We start from the raw sequence: 14,822 nt of genomic DNA on the forward strand, positions 1-14,822 counted from the left end.
TCTAGTTACATTGATATTCATCGATATGAGTATCTGAGAGCTATCGATAAATGTCAATGTTCGAGCAACCTTGGAAATGAGTGCACAAATGCGCACGTATGTACTATGTTGAGCAGTGTGCTGACAGTCCTCCGCAATGTTGCGTATCGAAAACTCTTCTCTGCGCAGGTGATTGCGCTGCTTGGTACAGGCCTGCTCACCGTGGCACTGGGTCTCCTCGCGTTCGATCTTGCGGCGGGCCAAGCAGGAGCCGTCCTCGGTACTGCCCTCACCATCAAGATGCTGGCCTACGTCTTCGTGGCTCCCCTGATGGCGGCACTGGTGGAACACCTTCCCAGGAAAGCCGTCCTGATTGCAGCTGACCTCGTCCGCGCGGCCGTTGCCCTAATGCTGCCGTTCGTGGATCAGGTGTGGCAGGTCTACGTTCTGGTATTCGTGCTGCAGTCAGCCTCGGCTACCTTCACCCCGGCGTTCCAGTCGGTGATTCCTGTGATTCTGCCGCGGGAGCGCGACTACACGAAGGCGCTATCCCTCTCGCGGCTCGCCTACGATCTTGAGTCGCTCCTGAGCCCCGTCATCGCAGCCGCGCTGCTGGTGATTATGAGCTATTCCAGTCTCTTTGTCGGCACCGTCATTGGGTTCCTGATTTCCGCTCTGCTCGTCGGAACCACCCGGTTGCCCGCTCCCCCGCCACCCGCGCGCGGGAGTTCCCTCCTGCACCGCACCACCCTGGGGGCCCGGATCTTCCTGCAGGTGCCGTCTCTTCGTGGTCTCTTCGCACTGAACCTGGTGGTTGCCTGCGGTACCGCGCTCGTCCTGGTGAATACCGTCGTTTATGTCCGAGAACTTTATGGCGGAACCAACGCTGAGGTGGCAATCGCCCTCGCCTGCTACGGCGCCGGATCAATGACTGTGGCACTGACGACGCCGGCACTGCTGGAGCGCTTTCCGGACCGGGCCTTCATGGTGAGTGGAAGCGCGGTGATCGCAGCGGGCGTGGGTGCGGCCGGCGTCATCGCGTTACTGCAGCCCGCTTGGGTACTGATGCTCCTGCTGTGGGCGCTGCTGGGTGCCGGTACTTCGATGATCAATACGCCGTCTGCGCGCCTGCTGCGCCGCGCGGCCACGGATGCAACGCGGTCCTACCTGTTCACGGCGCAGTTCTCCCTCTCGCACGCCTGCTTCATTCTCAGTTACCCGATTGCGGGATGGGCTGGAGCCGCCGCCGGGCAGCCTGCGGCCGCGTTCATCCTTGCAACGCTCGCTACACTGGGCGCTGTGGCAGCATTGCGGCTTTGGACGGCCGAGCCTCCGGCTACCGGGGCAGATGAGTCACCTGTCAGCAAGGAGTGGACTGTTGAGCGAAGAACCGGTCGGCTCGCGGCCCAGCCTGAATCATCCGAACGATCCTGATGAAGCACGCCTCGACGTCGGCGCATCCCTGTTCAGGATGCTCGCCGACCCTACGCGACTGCACATTCTGTGGCTGCTCTCCGAGGAATCCGGCGACGTCAGTTCCCTGGTGGAACGCACGGGAGCAACCCGCACATCAGTCAGCCAGCATCTGGCCAAGCTCCGTTTCTCGGGATTGGTAACCACGCGGAAAAGCGGCCGCAATGTCATCTACAGCATTGCGGACGGGCACCTCGCACGCCTGGTACGGGAGGGCCTGAACCACGCCGACCACCGCGTTACCGGGGAGCCTGCACACGACTGATCCTCCTGCTCCTCGGAACCGGCGCCTACCGAATACACAGCAGGCTTCCTAGTTTAGAGTTCTGGCATGAGCTTCAATGACAATGCCCAGTTCGATCCCTCCCGGGTGAGTGACCGGCGCGGCCGCGGCCGCGGCGTCGCTATCGGCGGCGGCCTCGGCGGCGGCCTGATCCTGCTGCTGTCACTGTTCTTCGGCCCGGGTGTGGTGGACCAGTTAGGACTTGACGGCGGCACCGACACGGATACCGGTATCGGTGCGGACTCTGATCCCGCCATCAACGCGTGCCAGACCGGCGCGGACGCCAACGAGCGGCTCGACTGCCGCATCCTTGGCACCGCTGAAAGCCTGGATAGCTTCTGGTCCCCTTACCTGGAGCCCTTCGGCATTCAGTACACGCCGCCCGGGGTGGTCCTGTTCAGCGGCCAGACCAACACGGGCTGCGGCGCGGCGAGCAGCGCCGTCGGGCCCTTCTATTGCCCGGCGGACGAGCAGACGTACTATGACACCGCCTTCTTCAACGATCTGGTGACCCGCTTCGGTGCGTCCGCTGGGCCGCTGGCTCAGGAGTACGTAATTGCCCATGAGTTCGGGCACCACATCCAGAACCTGACGGGCGCACTGAGCGCATCCCAGCAGGACCCCCGCGGTGCAGAGTCCGGAGCAGTCCGGGTGGAGTTGCAGGCCGACTGCTACGCCGGCATGTGGGCGGCGCATGCCACAACGGTCCCTGATCCAGAATCCGGGGTTCCCTTCCTGCGCGAGTTCACTCGAACCGACCTGCAGGACGCGCTGTCAGCGGCGTCGGCGGTCGGCGACGACCGCATCCAGGAATCGACCACCGGTCAGGTCAACCCCGAGGCGTGGACCCACGGTTCCAGTGAGCAGCGTCAGGCGTGGTTCCTGCGGGGACTAGAAACGGGAGACATCGAAGCGTGCGACACATTCGCCGCTGAGGATCTCGACAATCCCTAGCCCGCTTTCTCAGGTCCCGCAGAAGGTCCGGTACGAGCCAAAGTCCTCAGGCGCTCCAGCGGCATAGCGCTCGAAGCCGTCACGCTCCTGAAACGGCGCCGTCACAGCAGCGAGCAGCGTGCCCAGTGGTTCGAGGTCATCCTCAACGGCAGCAGCGAGAGCTTCTTCCACGCGGTGATTCCGCGGGATGTACACGGGGTTAACCCTGTCCATGGCGTCTGCTGACGGGTTCAGGGTGAGCCACTGCGCCAACCAGGCATCAAAACGTGCGGCGTCAGCGAAGTAGCTGCGGGACACTTCAACGTTCCCGCGCGCGGCAGCGCTCAGGCTCCGCAGGAAGGACGTGTAGTCCACATGGTCCTCCTCCAACAGCGTCAGGAGCTTTCCTGCGATGTCTGCCGCATCGACGCCGTCCGGCAGGCCCAGCTTGATGCGCATTCCCGCGGACCAGGCACCGCTGTAGAAAGCGGGGAATTCTGCCAGCGCTTGCTCTGCCAGCTTCACGGCGTCGTCCTGGTTTTCATCGAGCAGGGGCAGCAGCGTTTCGGCGAAGCGGGTGAGGTTCCAGTGGGCGGCGGCCGGCTGGTTCGCATAGGCATAGCGGCCCATGGTGTCGATTGAACTGTAGACCGCTGAGGGGTTGAAGGCGTCCAGGAAGGCGCACGGACCGTAGTCGATGGTCTCACCGGAAATGGTCATGTTGTCCGTGTTCATGACGCCATGGACGAAGCCCACCAGCATCCACTGCGCGACAAGCTCCGCCTGGGCACGGATGACCGATTCAAGCAAGGCGAGGTAGGGGTTGGGTGCCTGTGCTGCCTCGGGATAGTGGCGGGTGATGGCGTAATCCGCTACGCGGCGGAGCAGTTCGATGTCACCGGTGGCACGGGCGTACTGGAAGGTACCGACGCGCAGGTGGCTGGCGGCGATTCTGGTCAGCAGGGCGCCCGGCAGCAGTTCCTCGCGCTGCACTGGACGTCCCGTGGCCACGACGGCGAGCGAACGGGTGGTCGGGATCCGAAGTGCGTTCATCGCTTCGCTGACGATGTATTCACGCAGCATGGGGCCTATTGCGGCGAGTCCGTCGCCACCCCTTCCGAACGGTGTGCGGCCGGAGCCCTTGAGGTGGATATCCCGCAGGGTGCCGTCCGGGTTTGCAACCTCTCCGAGCAACAGCGCGCGTCCATCACCGAGGCGGGGGCTGTACCCGCCGAACTGGTGGCCGGCGTAGGCCTGCGCAACCGGGGTTGCACCTTCGGGTACGCGTGCGCCGGTGAGGAGACGGACGCCGTCGGGAGCCCGCAGGAAAGCCGGATCAAGCCCGAGCTCGGCCGCGAGCTGCTCGTTGAGCACCAGCAGGTGCGGTTCGGCCGGCTCTGCTGCTTGCCAGGGCGTGCCCATTTCCGGCAGGTGGCGGGCGAAGTGGTTGTCGAGGGTGACGGTCGGCGCCGTAGAAACACTCACGTATATACCAACAGACGTGGCGTTCGGGTTGTTCCCCGCGGACGGCCCCCTTTCGTTATCGCTTTCCCTGAGGACCGGGCGTATGTTGGAGGTATGTCGGCAATGGGCCGTCCGCCCGGCGCCGTAGCTATGCGGCACGGGAAAGGAGCCGGACATGTTTAGCTTCCGACGAAAGGGCGCCGCCTTCGAGCGCAAGAAGGCCGCCGCTGCATCTGCCCATCAAAAGGACTTCCGCGAGGGGTACGTCCACATCCATGGGAACGAGGAAAAGGCTAACGACCTCGCCATGAGGGCGTATGGCGACAAGGACGGTGACGGCAAACCGGACGTTCCGTTCATGCCATTCCCCGGGTGACGGGGGCCCAGAGCGTTCGCTACGAGAGCTTCAACGTTTGGCGGTGTCCGCCAGCGAGCGTGCCACCCGTGCGGGCGAGCCCACAACGACGGTGTTCGCCGGCACGTCCTTCGTCACCACCGATGCCGCAGCCACGACCGCGTTGTCGCCGATTGTTACGCCCGGCAGGATCGTGGCGTTGGATCCGATCCACACATTGCGGCTGATCACGACGGCAGCGGGATGCATATCCGCGCGACGGCGCGGCTCTAGATCGTGATTGAGCGTTGCGATCACCGTGTTGTGTCCGATCAGGCAGTCGTCCCCGATAGTCACGCCGCCCTGATCTTGGAACTTGCACCCGGAATTGATGAAGACCCGCTCACCCAGGGTGATGTTCCTGCCGAAATCGGAGTAGAAGGGCGGGAAGACTGTTACGGATTCAGCGACCGGCTTGCCCGTCAACTGGGCTAACAACTCCCGCACCCGCGCAGGTTCCTGGTAGAGACCGTTCAGCTCGCCAGTGATGCGCAGGGCCTGTTGGCTGGTCCGATGCATCACTTCGTGCAGTGGGGAGTCCCCTGTGATGGTGTGGCCGGCGTTCAGCGCGTCAAGTAGTTCGTTGAGTTCCATGGTGTCCTTTAGGTCTGACGGAGGTTCCGAGGCAGCCAATGAACCGCAGCCTGGTGACAACTCTCCATGACAGGATGCCCTTATGGGGAATACGTTGAAAGTTCTCGTGACTACAGTCGCCATTTCTGCCACGCTGATTGCCCTCGCGGTCTGGGTCCTATCCGGGATAACGGTTCTGGACGCGTTCGCGGTAGTGGCGCTGTCGCTGCTGATCGCTCTTGCCCTGCGCCATCTCCGGGAAAAACACGTGAAGCTCAGGGCTGACGACGAGGGACAGCGCCATCACCGCGGACGCGGTGGAGGCGGGCTGATGTGACAGTCCGCCTCGGCGCAGGTGAACCATGGACACCAGTCCCCTGAGGGTTCACCGTCGCGCGAATGGTTACGCTGGGTGAATGGCGACAGTTCTTCTCGTGCGGCACGGCCGCACCACAGCGAATGCTTCAGGGCTTCTGGCTGGCAGGGCCGACGGCGTCAGCCTGGACCAAGTCGGCCGGAAGCAAGCTTCCCTGACCGCTGACCGGCTTGCAGCCGTCCAGGTTGTCGGAGTCGTGTCGAGCCCGCTCGAGCGGTGTCAGCAGACCGCCCAATTCATCCTCGATCGCCAGGCCGGCGACTCGCGTGCACCCATCGATATGAATCTCGATGCCTATCTGACTGAATGCGATTACGGCCAGTGGCAGGGCCGCACGCTCAGTGATCTCGCCACCGAGGACCTGTGGTCGGCAGTGCAATCGCAACCGTCCGCCGTCACTTTTCCCGGCGGCGAATCCATGGCCGCGATGCAGGCCCGGTCGGTGGCGGCGATTCGACGCCACGACGCCTCCTTCGAATCCCTCCACGGGCCGGGAGCAGTGTGGGTGGCAGTGAGCCACGGTGACATCATCAAGTCGATCCTCGCCGACGCCCTCGGCATGCACCTCGACCTATTCCAACGCATCAACGTGGGACCGGCCTCCGTGTCGATCGTGCGTTACGGAGCCAATCGGCCGACCGTTCATGCAACCAATACCGACGCCGGCGATCTGTCGTGGCTGTCCACCAGCGTCACTTCCGACGACGCACCGGTGGGCGGTGGCGCAGGACACACGGCGTCATCAGCGCGATGAGCCTAAAATAGCAACATGCCCACAACTGTTCACGAGTTTGTCTGGCCTGACCGCGTCGTCGTCGGCACCATCGGGCTTCCGGGGGCCCGCACGTTCTACCTGCAGGTACGTGCAGGAAAGCAGATAGTCAGCATCGCCCTCGAGAAGCAGCAGTCGGCGCAACTCGCCGAAAAAATCGATGAGATCCTCGATCAGCTCATCAACCTCGAGGGCAACCCCTTCAGCGTGCCCACGAGCACTCCCATCGAACTCGTCGACAATGACCAGCTTGAGGCGGTAGAGGAACAGTTCCGCACCGGCGTCATGAGTTTGGGGTGGGACCCGACCACGGCGCAGATCGTCGTCGAGGCGTACCCGCTCAGTGACGCTGAGAGCGAAGACGAAACCTTCCCCGATGACGACGACGCCGATGCGTCCGAAGTGCTGCGGGTCAGCATGCCTGTTGGTACCGCCCGCGCCTTCGCCAAGCGCACCCGCGAGGTTGTAGGCGCCGGGCGTCCGATCTGCGTGCTGTGCGGTCAGCCAATCGACGCTGATGGGCACATCTGCGCCCTGCCCGAAGCCTGATGCCGACGCCGGACCTGTTGACCGCCGAGCTGACGCTCACCGGCCGCATCACGACGGCGTCGAACGCGACCTTCCTGGGCAGCATTGGCGATGCAGCAGTCATCTATAAGCCAGTAGCAGGCGAGCGTCCGCTCTGGGATTTCCCCGACGGTGTTCTTGCGCACCGGGAGATGGCCGCCTACCTCGTCTCGGAGATACTGGGCTGGAATGTCGTTCCTCGCACCTGGCTACGCGACGGTCCACTGGGTGAAGGGATGGTGCAGCTCTGGCAGGAGACGGATCTAGCCCAGAACGCGGTGGATCTGGTTGCGACGGGCGAGGTGCCGAAGACCGGCTGGAAGCAGGTCCTCGAAGGTCAGGACGAGAACGGCTCGATGGTAGCTCTCATCCACGAGGACTCCCCCGCGCTGAGACGTATGGCGGTGTTTGACGTACTGGTCAACAACGCCGACCGCAAGGGCGACCACATTCTTGCAATGGAGGACGGGCATCGGCACGGTGTGGACCATGGGCTGACCTTCCACAGCGACCACAAACTGCGCACGGTGCTGTGGGGATGGCTCGGTGACCCACTCACGAGCGAAGAGCTCGACGGGATCGATCGCCTCAGCGAAGCCCTGCACGGTGAGCTGGGCCATGAACTGGCGGACCTTTTGTCCGCGGACGAAATCGCTGCGCTCGCGGCGCGTTGCACCCGGATGCGCTCATCCGGGCGGTTCCCAGCTCCGAGCGGTGAAATGCCCGCGGTGCCCTGGCCATTGTTCTAGGAACGGACGCAATCCTTCCGTGAAGAATCGTCCTCTACCGTAGCTTTCAGCGCGCCTTCACCGGAGAATGAGGGCCATGAGGACATACAGCGGCACGAAGGAATTCGAAGGCGCAACCTTCGTCAGGGCAAGTTTCAAAGGCGCCACCCTGCGATTCTCCGATGTCAGCGGCGTGTCGATGCGCGGCGTCGACGTGGACGGACTCGACATCGACAGCCACGACCTGTTCTTCGGCAGTCTTTTCGTCAACGGGGTCGACGTGGTGCCGCTTGTGGATGCCGAACTCAACCGGCATTTCCCGGGCCGCGAACTGCAGAAGGCGCAGACGCCCGAAGGCCTGCGGGAGGGGTGGCTCGCGGTGCAGTCCGCGTGGCAGGAGACTGTGGAGGGCACGCCGACGGACCTGGTGGACAGACGGGTAGCGGAGGAATGGTCTCTGGCCCAAACCCTGAGGCACCTCATTCTCGCGACCGACGCTTGGCTCGGCGGCGGGATCCTGCGGAAGGAGCAGCCGTTCCACGAGATCGGACTGATTTTCACGGGTGCCGGCGAGATGGGTTTCGACATGTCGATCTTCCGCGTGGAACCGCCCGCGTATGAGGAGATTCTCGCTGTTCGGGCAGAGCGCCAACGACAGGTCACCGATTTTCTGGCCACAGCAACGGCGGATCTTCTCGCAGAGGAACGCGAGAACCCCTGGGGCGGCGGCGACTGGCATCCATGCGTCGGCGACTGCATTCGCGTGATCCTCGAGGAGGAGTGGGCACACCTCCGCTACGTCAGACGGGATCTCGCCCGTATTGGTTAGGGCCAGAGAAAACCAGCCGGGCCGGGTCCGCCTGGGCACTCGTTAGCATGGGCTCATGGGACGAGTCAGGAATGTCAGGACAGAACCGCTGATAGGGAGCCTTGTTCTGATGCTTATCTCATCGCGGTGGCGCTATTCGCGTACGCGTCCTACACGTTGCTCGCATTCGCGCATTACTTCTCGCTGGCTGCCATCGGTGCGGCGCTCTGTAGCGTGATTGTCGCTTTCGTTTCGATCCGAGCCGCCAATTACTCAGCCTTGCAGAACTGACGACAGGTACCCGGCTGCCCCGTCTTCCGGCGGTAGTGACAACCAACTCAGGAGAGCACGGGAACGGCGAATTCCAGCTGGTCGGCTCAACCACTACTCCGATGAGATTTACTGTAAAGAATGCGCCTGACCCGAAACCGCGACCGGCGGCCGTTTGAGCAATGGTCGGCCGTCATCCTGATTGCCCTCCTGTCAGCAGCGCTCTGGTTCGGCTGGTTCGCCTGGGATACCGAGTACCAGTACGACGCCGCCACGGGTGAACTGACTGGACCGTATGAAGTATGGCAGGGAGTGGCAGCGCTTCTGTGCGGCACCGTGGTGATAGGGCTCGCCTACCGGCTCTTGCATTCCATCGTTGCTCTGCTGGTACTTCCTGCTTCCTTCACGCTTGCATGGATCAGCACTGCCTCTGCCATAGATTCGGGCGGCCTGTGGGCGGTCGGGGCGATACTTGTCGCCTTCGGTACTACTTTCGGTACAGCCGTGTTGCTTGGCATCGCCGCAGCAATCGAAGCCGTAGGCGGATCCCTCACCGAGACAGAACCATGCCGTACCACCTAGTCCTTTCCCCCGCGCCACTGACTAGGTGGGAAGGTCGCCAGACCCAGGCAACGACTCCAATGATGATCAGCAAGCCCGCGAATGCGAACAGTCCCTGCTCGCTGGGAGTCGCGCTCACCAGATGGTTGAATGTGGCCGATCCCTCCTCTACTCCTGAATCCTCGACCCAGAAGTATCGGGATATGAGCGATGCGAACAGCGTTGCGCAGATTACGAAGCCAACGCCAAAAAGCGTCAAAACTAGAAGTGTTCTCGAGCGGCGAAGTTCGCCTCGCACCTTTGGCGTCCCCATCTAGCCCATTGTTGTCCCCGTGATACTCAACAACAAGAGCATGAGCTCGACGGATCCTCCACCGCTCGATTCTTCCCGGCATGAATCACGACCGAGGTGAATCGTATTGGTGGGGTTTCCGTTACCGGAAGCACCGTGCGGTGATCTGTGGCTTGATCAGGAAATGTGTGCTCTGATGGTGCTTGTCAGAGCTGTCCTACCGGGAGTGCCCGGATGGTGAAGGAGCTGTCATGACCGTTACTGGTGACCTCACGATCCCACTGCCGGATCGCCCACACTTCGTCGCGCACCTGGTGGTGATCACGAGGTTTCTAGCGGCGCTGTGTTGGCTTGGCGTGGTCGTCACACTGGAAATCATGACCAGCGGCGCTCTCTCCTTACTGGTTACCCCGCTGATCCTTACCGCCGCAGCATTCTGGGCCGCACGCTACCGCCGGGGACGCATTTTTAGCGCACGGCCGGCAGATTCTGACCGGACAGGACACGAGGCAATGAACGTGCCTCGGTTCGCGCCAGGGAAGGCGGTGATGGTACCTGTCTATTACGCGGCAGTTTTGAGCTGGGCCTGCGTCGCTGCCGTCTTGTTTCGCGGCAGCAACGGGGCGGCGGTCCTGGTCGCGTTACCTCTGCTTGCGACTCTCGGAGCTTATATGGCTAACAAACACTTGAAGCGCCTATTGGCAGAGACCAGCGCCCAAGAGGCTTAGCGAATAAGCGCCGGGGCAAGGGCCAGCAAAACCTGGCAACCCGCTCCAGTGGCCACGGAGGTGTGCAGCAGCAGCTGCCAGCACGAAGTAGGCTTCAACGAGCGCGCTGCAGGGGTTGTCCCCGGATTGATCTAATTTCTCAGTCACGTGGAGCTGCCGTAACCAGACGCGCCAGGTCGGTGCCCGGCGCCGCAAGTCGGTCCACGATGTCAAAGACGAACTGCTGCATGGCAGCAGCGGCGGCCGAGGGTCCGACGTCGTTGCGCCGGGCCAAGTTGACGGTCCGCGTCAGCGAAGGACTCACCAAGCGAGCGCTCCGCAGTCCGGGGCGGTCATTGACCACCATCGCCGGCACCACGGCCACGCCGAGCCCTCTTTCAACAAACCGCAGCACTGCGTCCATTTCGGCGCCCTCGACGGCCACCACCGGTTCCAGACCAGCGGCGGAGAACGCAGCATCGGTGGCAACCCGCAGGTCGTAACTGCGGTTGAACGCCACCTGAGGGATGTGAGCCAGCTCTTTCAATGTGAGCTCTTCCGGCATCGCCGATCCGGCGGCGGAGACGACCACAAGCTCTTCTGTGAGCAGTGGAATCAATTCGGTGCCCGGAACCGTCGGGTTCACTGCGCGGGTGACCACCAGGGCCAGATCCAGTGCACCTTCGTTGAGGGCCTCCACCAGGAAACGCGAGCCGCCCTCCGTGATGTGCAGTTCCACCCCGGGATGCGCACTGCGGAAGGCGGCCAGCACATCGGCGACCAGCGAGACGCACAGAGTCGGTGGAGCGCCCAGCCGAACTCGACCGCGGTGTAATCCTGACAGTTCGTCCATCTTCTCGCGAGCGGTCTGCGCGTCGCCGAGCATGCGCCGAGCGATGGGCAGCAACAGCTCGCCCGCGTTCGTCAGCGTTGCTCCTGAGGAGCCCCGGTGGAACAGTTCAGCACCAAGATCGGCCTCAAGCGCGGCGATCTGACGGCTCAGGGACGGCTGGGCGAGATACAACTCGTCGGCCGCGCGTGTGAAATGCCCCACTCGAGCTAGCGCTTCAAAAGAGCGCAGTTGGTCTAACTTCACCTGTATAGCCTAAACGCATCATCGTGAGCCAAATAATTCATTGGAAACATGGAGCACACAAACCTACCGTTGTAGATATGAATCTCCACCACACTTCCGAACGCCTCCTGTCCACGTCCGTGCTGGTGATCGGTACCGGAGGCGCCGGGTTGCGCGCCTCGATCGAACTCGCTCAGCGTGGGGTGCAGGTGCTGGCGGTGGGCAAGCGCCGCAAGCATGATGCGCACACCACTCTGGCGGCTGGCGGGATCAACGCCGCTCTGGGCACTATGGACCCCGAGGACAGCTGGCAGCAGCACGCCGCCGATACCCTGCGCGAGTCTTACTTCCTGGCCGACCCGAGCATCGTAGAGACCGTAGCGCGTAATGCGGCCCGCGGCATTGCGGACCTCGAACAGTGGGGGATGCCGTTCGCCCGGGAGGAAGACGGACGGATCTCGCAGCGCTTCTTCGGTGCCCACAAGTACCGCCGTACCGCCTACGCCGGGGACTACACCGGTCTTGAAATCCAGCGCACCCTGATGCGCCGGGCGGCAGAGCTGAACGTGCCGATCATCGACACGGTCTACATCACCCGCCTGCTCGTCGCCGACGGCACGATCTTCGGCGCCTACGGCTTCGACATCGTGGACGGCACCCCCGTGCAGATCCACGCAGACGCGGTCATCCTGGCCGCAGGTGGGCACACCCGAATTTGGCGGCATACCTCCTCCCGCCGCAACGAGAACACCGGTGACTCCTTCAGGTTGGCAGCGCTGGCCGGTGCCCGGATTCGCGACGCGGAACTTGTTCAGTTCCACCCGTCGGGCCTCCTGGAGCCCGACGACGCCGCCGGCACCCTCGTCTCCGAAGCCGCGCGTGGAGAGGGCGGTATCCTCACGAACGCTCTCGGTCAACGTTTCATGGAACGCTATGATCCCGCGCGTATGGAACTCTCCACCCGGGACCGGGTGGCCCTTGCCGCATTCACCGAGGTTGCCGAGGGCCGCGGGACCGAGAAAGGAGGCGTCTATCTGGACGTCTCACACCTGGCGCGCGAGACCATCCTGGAGAAGCTGCCGCGGGTCTACCGCACCCTGATCGACCTGCAGATGGTGGACATCACCACCACCAAAATGGAAATCGCACCCACCGCCCATTACTCGATGGGCGGGGTGTGGGTAGCACCGGAGGACCATAGCACCGGCGTGAACGGGCTGTTTGCAATCGGCGAGGCTTCCTCGGGTCTGCATGGGGCCAACCGGTTGGGTGGCAATTCCCTGATCGAACTGCTTGTCTACGGGCGCATCACCGGAGAGCATGTCGCTTCGTACGTGGGCTCCCGCACCGAGATAAGTAGGGATCCGGCCGCCGTCGGACTGGCCCGCACCGAGATGCAGTCTCTGTTGCGCGAGAACGGGACCGAGTCAGTACGGCGCCTACAGCGCGAGCTGCGCAACCTGATGACCGAGCATGCCGGTGTGGTGCGTACCGAGCAGGGGCTCCAGGAAGGGCTGGACAAGCTAGCTGCCCTGGAGGAGCGTGCTCAGAACGTCACCGCACATCCGGACATCGCCGGCTTCGACGACCTGGCCCATGCCTACGACCTGCTTGGCTCGCTGCTGGCCGCACGTGCCACCCTGGAGTGCGCGCTCGAACGGCGCGAAACGCGTGGGGCCCATAACCGAGCGGATTTCCCTGCGATGGATCCCTCCCTCAAGGGGAACTTCATCTGGTCGCCGGCAGAGGGAGTCAGCTTCGAAGCGCTGCCGCCGGCTCCCGACTCGTTCCGGGCCCTCGCTGAAACCACCGCGGACGACTCCGTCGCCGGCAAGCTTTTGGAGTGAATACTGAATCTCCAGCTGCGGACATTCAGCTCGAGCTGTTTCTCGTAATCAGGTTCGGATGAGGAGTGCTCCATCCGTTGTCCACATAGTCCTGAAGGTTTGCGTCGTCGGTTACGAGCCGAGCCTCAACGCCAAAGGCGATATACGATGCGCCGACTTCCTCGCCGCTGTTTAGGTCGCACCCACCAGTCGTTTGGCCGGGACCCTGCGACACGACGACGAGACAGGTGTTGGAACCCGCGTTAGACGTCTCCACCCCCCGCGTAGAAAAGCAAACCGTCCTGCTCGGCGAGGAAACGTGAAGAGTTCTCATCGAGGTAGGAAACGTCCGCTTCCGCCGAAATCGTGTCCTCTTGACCGGCCGTTGTCTGTAGGACATCGAGGTCCGCGTGGGTTAGAGGTGCGTCCGGCTGCGCGCCGATGAGCGATTCACTGCTACAACCTGTCATGGTGAACAAGAGCGCCGTTATTCCAACGACTAGCCGCCCCTTAAGCATCGTTTCTCATTTCGTCGATGGGCTGACAATACGTGTAGCACCACCCTCAGCTCCGAAGACATGGTCGTAAAACCAGATTCAGACGGCAGCGAGCAACGCCGTGTGGCCGCAGACGACGCTAGAAGTCCCAGTCCTCGTCTTCGGTGTTGACCGCCTTGCCGATCACGTAAGACGAACCCGACCCGGAGAAAAAGTCGTGGTTCTCATCCGCATTCGGTGACAGCGCCGACAGGATCGCCGGATTCACATCCGTGACCGAGGACGGGAACATCGCCTCGTAGCCCAGGTTCATCAGAGCTTTGTTGGCGTTGTAGTGCAGGAACTTCTTGACGTCCTCAGCGAGGCCAACGCCGTCGTACAGATCATGCGTGTACTGAACCTCATTCTCGTACAGCTCGAAAAGCAGCTCGAACGTGTAGTCCTTGATCTCCTGGCGCTTCTCCTCGGAAACCTTCTCCAGGCCCTTCTGGAATTTGTACCCGATGTAGTACCCGTGAACGGCCTCATCGCGGATGATCAGGCGGATCAGGTCGGCAGTGTTCGTCAGCTTGGCGCGCGAAGACCAGTACATGGGCAGGTAGAAGCCCGAGTAGAACAGGAAGCTCTCCAGCAGCGTGGAGGCCACCTTGCGCTTCAGCGGATCGTCGCCCTGGTAGTAATCCATGACGATGCTGGCCTTCTTCTGAAGGTTGACGTTCTCGGTGGACCACCGGAATGCCTCGTCAATCTCCTTCGTGGAAGCCAGCGTGGAGAAGATGGAGGAGTAGCTCTTGGCATGCACCGATTCCATGAACGCGATGTTCGTGTACACGGCTTCCTCATGCGGAGTGATCGCATCGGGGATCAGCGAGACGGCGCCAACGGTGCCCTGAATAGTGTCCAGGAGTGTGAGGCCGGTGAACACGCGCATGGTGAGCTGCTGCTCCACCGGCGTCAGTGTGTTCCACGACTGGACGTCGTTGGACAGGGGTACCTTCTCGGGCAGCCAAAAGTTGTTGACCAGGCGGTTCCAGACATCGACGTCTTTCTCGTCCTGGATACGGTTCCAGTTGATCGCTTCAACGTGCGACAGCAACTTAACCTTCTCGGTCATCGTGACCCCTTGTCCCATTCGCTTGAACTGCCCGCTAGGGCGGTGAATTTCTTCTAATAAATGTACGACGACGGCGGGCCGGCTTTCTGCACGCCGGCCCACCGGCGTCGTCGTTCGCTTTAGTTGGCTT

Annotated in this window: 17 protein-coding genes; 12 read left to right on the plus strand and 5 right to left on the minus strand. The window is 62.6% G+C overall.

All coding sequences use genetic code 11. The features are described 5' to 3' along the window. Positions 1-117: 117 nt before the first annotated feature. The 3 genes from ABFX19_RS11295 (at position 118) to ypfJ (ending at position 2,689) form a co-directional block, all read left to right on the plus strand. Positions 118-1,413, plus strand: coding sequence for an MFS transporter (locus ABFX19_RS11295; protein WP_346028322.1), 1,296 nt, complete (start codon positions 118-120; stop codon positions 1,411-1,413). Further along, a complete protein-coding gene (locus ABFX19_RS11300) occupies positions 1,328-1,717 on the plus strand; it encodes an ArsR/SmtB family transcription factor (protein WP_056547375.1) in 390 nt (129 codons plus the stop codon). The genes ABFX19_RS11295 and ABFX19_RS11300 overlap by 86 nt, the downstream gene beginning before the upstream one ends. A gap of 66 nt (positions 1,718-1,783) precedes the next feature. Next, the gene (ypfJ, locus tag ABFX19_RS11305; RefSeq protein ID WP_056547372.1) at positions 1,784-2,689 is read left to right on the plus strand and encodes a KPN_02809 family neutral zinc metallopeptidase; all 906 of its coding nucleotides are present in this window, start codon (positions 1,784-1,786) and stop codon (positions 2,687-2,689) included. 9 nt (positions 2,690-2,698) lie between these two features. Here the strand turns inward: ypfJ and ABFX19_RS11310 are convergent, their stop codons facing one another. Continuing rightward, positions 2,699-4,153 (minus strand): protein adenylyltransferase SelO, encoded by a 1,455-nt coding sequence (locus ABFX19_RS11310; RefSeq protein WP_346028323.1) that lies wholly within the window; start codon positions 4,151-4,153, stop codon positions 2,699-2,701. 154 nt (positions 4,154-4,307) lie between these two features. On the opposite strand from ABFX19_RS11310, the gene ABFX19_RS11315 reads away from it, so the two are divergent. Further along, the gene (locus ABFX19_RS11315) at positions 4,308-4,508 is read left to right on the plus strand and encodes a hypothetical protein (RefSeq protein WP_277358402.1); all 201 of its coding nucleotides are present in this window, start codon (positions 4,308-4,310) and stop codon (positions 4,506-4,508) included. 30 nt (positions 4,509-4,538) lie between these two features. On the opposite strand, the gene ABFX19_RS11320 is transcribed toward ABFX19_RS11315, so the two are convergent. Beyond that, complete coding sequence (locus tag ABFX19_RS11320; RefSeq protein ID WP_346028324.1) at positions 4,539-5,120, minus strand: DapH/DapD/GlmU-related protein; 582 nt, start codon at positions 5,118-5,120, stop codon at positions 4,539-4,541. Between the two features lie 106 nt (positions 5,121-5,226). Here ABFX19_RS11320 and ABFX19_RS11325 point away from each other — a divergent pair, with 106 nt between their 5' ends. From ABFX19_RS11325 to ABFX19_RS11355, 7 genes are all read left to right on the plus strand, one after another. Then, entirely contained in the window at positions 5,227-5,436 is a 210-nt protein-coding gene (locus ABFX19_RS11325) for a hypothetical protein (protein ID WP_277358404.1), read from the plus strand. Positions 5,437-5,515: 79 nt separating this feature from the next. After that, entirely contained in the window at positions 5,516-6,229 is a 714-nt protein-coding gene (locus ABFX19_RS11330) for a histidine phosphatase family protein (protein WP_346028325.1), read from the plus strand. A 15-nt stretch (positions 6,230-6,244) separates the two neighbouring features. Beyond that, positions 6,245-6,796: a DUF3090 domain-containing protein gene (locus tag ABFX19_RS11335; protein ID WP_277358406.1), complete on the plus strand. Its 552-nt coding sequence runs from the start codon at positions 6,245-6,247 to the stop codon at positions 6,794-6,796. Further along, positions 6,796-7,563 (plus strand): SCO1664 family protein, encoded by a 768-nt coding sequence (locus ABFX19_RS11340; protein ID WP_346028326.1) that lies wholly within the window; start codon positions 6,796-6,798, stop codon positions 7,561-7,563. Before ABFX19_RS11335 ends, ABFX19_RS11340 begins: the two co-directional genes overlap by 1 nt. Before the next feature lie 76 nt (positions 7,564-7,639). Beyond that, complete coding sequence (locus ABFX19_RS11345; protein WP_346028327.1) at positions 7,640-8,371, plus strand: DinB family protein; 732 nt, start codon at positions 7,640-7,642, stop codon at positions 8,369-8,371. 390 nt (positions 8,372-8,761) lie between these two features. Continuing rightward, positions 8,762-9,202, plus strand: coding sequence for a hypothetical protein (locus ABFX19_RS11350; protein WP_346028328.1), 441 nt, complete (start codon positions 8,762-8,764; stop codon positions 9,200-9,202). A gap of 522 nt (positions 9,203-9,724) precedes the next feature. After that, entirely contained in the window at positions 9,725-10,201 is a 477-nt protein-coding gene (locus ABFX19_RS11355) for a hypothetical protein (RefSeq protein WP_346028329.1), read from the plus strand. A gap of 139 nt (positions 10,202-10,340) precedes the next feature. Here ABFX19_RS11355 and ABFX19_RS11360 read toward each other — a convergent pair whose 3' ends face one another. Then, the gene (locus ABFX19_RS11360) at positions 10,341-11,282 is read right to left on the minus strand and encodes a LysR family transcriptional regulator (RefSeq protein ID WP_346028424.1); all 942 of its coding nucleotides are present in this window, start codon (positions 11,280-11,282) and stop codon (positions 10,341-10,343) included. 71 nt (positions 11,283-11,353) lie between these two features. On the opposite strand from ABFX19_RS11360, the gene ABFX19_RS11365 reads away from it, so the two are divergent. Continuing rightward, positions 11,354-13,102, plus strand: a complete 1,749-nt coding sequence (locus ABFX19_RS11365) for an FAD-binding protein (protein ID WP_346028330.1) — start codon at positions 11,354-11,356, stop codon at positions 13,100-13,102. 242 nt (positions 13,103-13,344) lie between these two features. Here the strand turns inward: ABFX19_RS11365 and ABFX19_RS11370 are convergent, their stop codons facing one another. Next, positions 13,345-13,551, minus strand: coding sequence for a hypothetical protein (locus tag ABFX19_RS11370; protein ID WP_346028331.1), 207 nt, complete (start codon positions 13,549-13,551; stop codon positions 13,345-13,347). A 166-nt stretch (positions 13,552-13,717) separates the two neighbouring features. Beyond that, positions 13,718-14,692, minus strand: a complete 975-nt coding sequence (gene nrdF, locus ABFX19_RS11375; protein ID WP_346028332.1) for a class 1b ribonucleoside-diphosphate reductase subunit beta — start codon at positions 14,690-14,692, stop codon at positions 13,718-13,720. Positions 14,693-14,822 lie beyond the last annotated feature (130 nt).

It is taken from the genome of Arthrobacter parietis (assembly GCF_039530425.1).
Classification (GTDB): Bacteria; Actinomycetota; Actinomycetes; order Actinomycetales; family Micrococcaceae; genus Arthrobacter_D; species Arthrobacter_D parietis.

Coding starts and splice junctions, on each gene's coding strand:
- ypfJ (WP_056547372.1), top strand. CDS start 1,784: ATGAGCTTCAATGACAATGCCCAGTTCGATCCCTCCCGGGTGAGTGAC.
- ABFX19_RS11345 (WP_346028327.1), top strand. CDS start 7,640: ATGAGGACATACAGCGGCACGAAGGAATTCGAAGGCGCAACCTTCGTC.
- nrdF (WP_346028332.1), bottom strand. CDS start 14,692: ATGACCGAGAAGGTTAAGTTGCTGTCGCACGTTGAAGCGATCAACTGG.
- ABFX19_RS11350 (WP_346028328.1), top strand. CDS start 8,762: ATGCGCCTGACCCGAAACCGCGACCGGCGGCCGTTTGAGCAATGGTCG.
- ABFX19_RS11355 (WP_346028329.1), top strand. CDS start 9,725: ATGACCGTTACTGGTGACCTCACGATCCCACTGCCGGATCGCCCACAC.
- ABFX19_RS11300 (WP_056547375.1), top strand. CDS start 1,328: ATGAGTCACCTGTCAGCAAGGAGTGGACTGTTGAGCGAAGAACCGGTC.
- ABFX19_RS11330 (WP_346028325.1), top strand. CDS start 5,516: ATGGCGACAGTTCTTCTCGTGCGGCACGGCCGCACCACAGCGAATGCT.
- ABFX19_RS11370 (WP_346028331.1), bottom strand. CDS start 13,551: ATGACAGGTTGTAGCAGTGAATCGCTCATCGGCGCGCAGCCGGACGCA.
- ABFX19_RS11335 (WP_277358406.1), top strand. CDS start 6,245: ATGCCCACAACTGTTCACGAGTTTGTCTGGCCTGACCGCGTCGTCGTC.
- ABFX19_RS11340 (WP_346028326.1), top strand. CDS start 6,796: ATGCCGACGCCGGACCTGTTGACCGCCGAGCTGACGCTCACCGGCCGC.
- ABFX19_RS11315 (WP_277358402.1), top strand. CDS start 4,308: ATGTTTAGCTTCCGACGAAAGGGCGCCGCCTTCGAGCGCAAGAAGGCC.
- ABFX19_RS11320 (WP_346028324.1), bottom strand. CDS start 5,120: ATGGAACTCAACGAACTACTTGACGCGCTGAACGCCGGCCACACCATC.
- ABFX19_RS11365 (WP_346028330.1), top strand. CDS start 11,354: ATGAATCTCCACCACACTTCCGAACGCCTCCTGTCCACGTCCGTGCTG.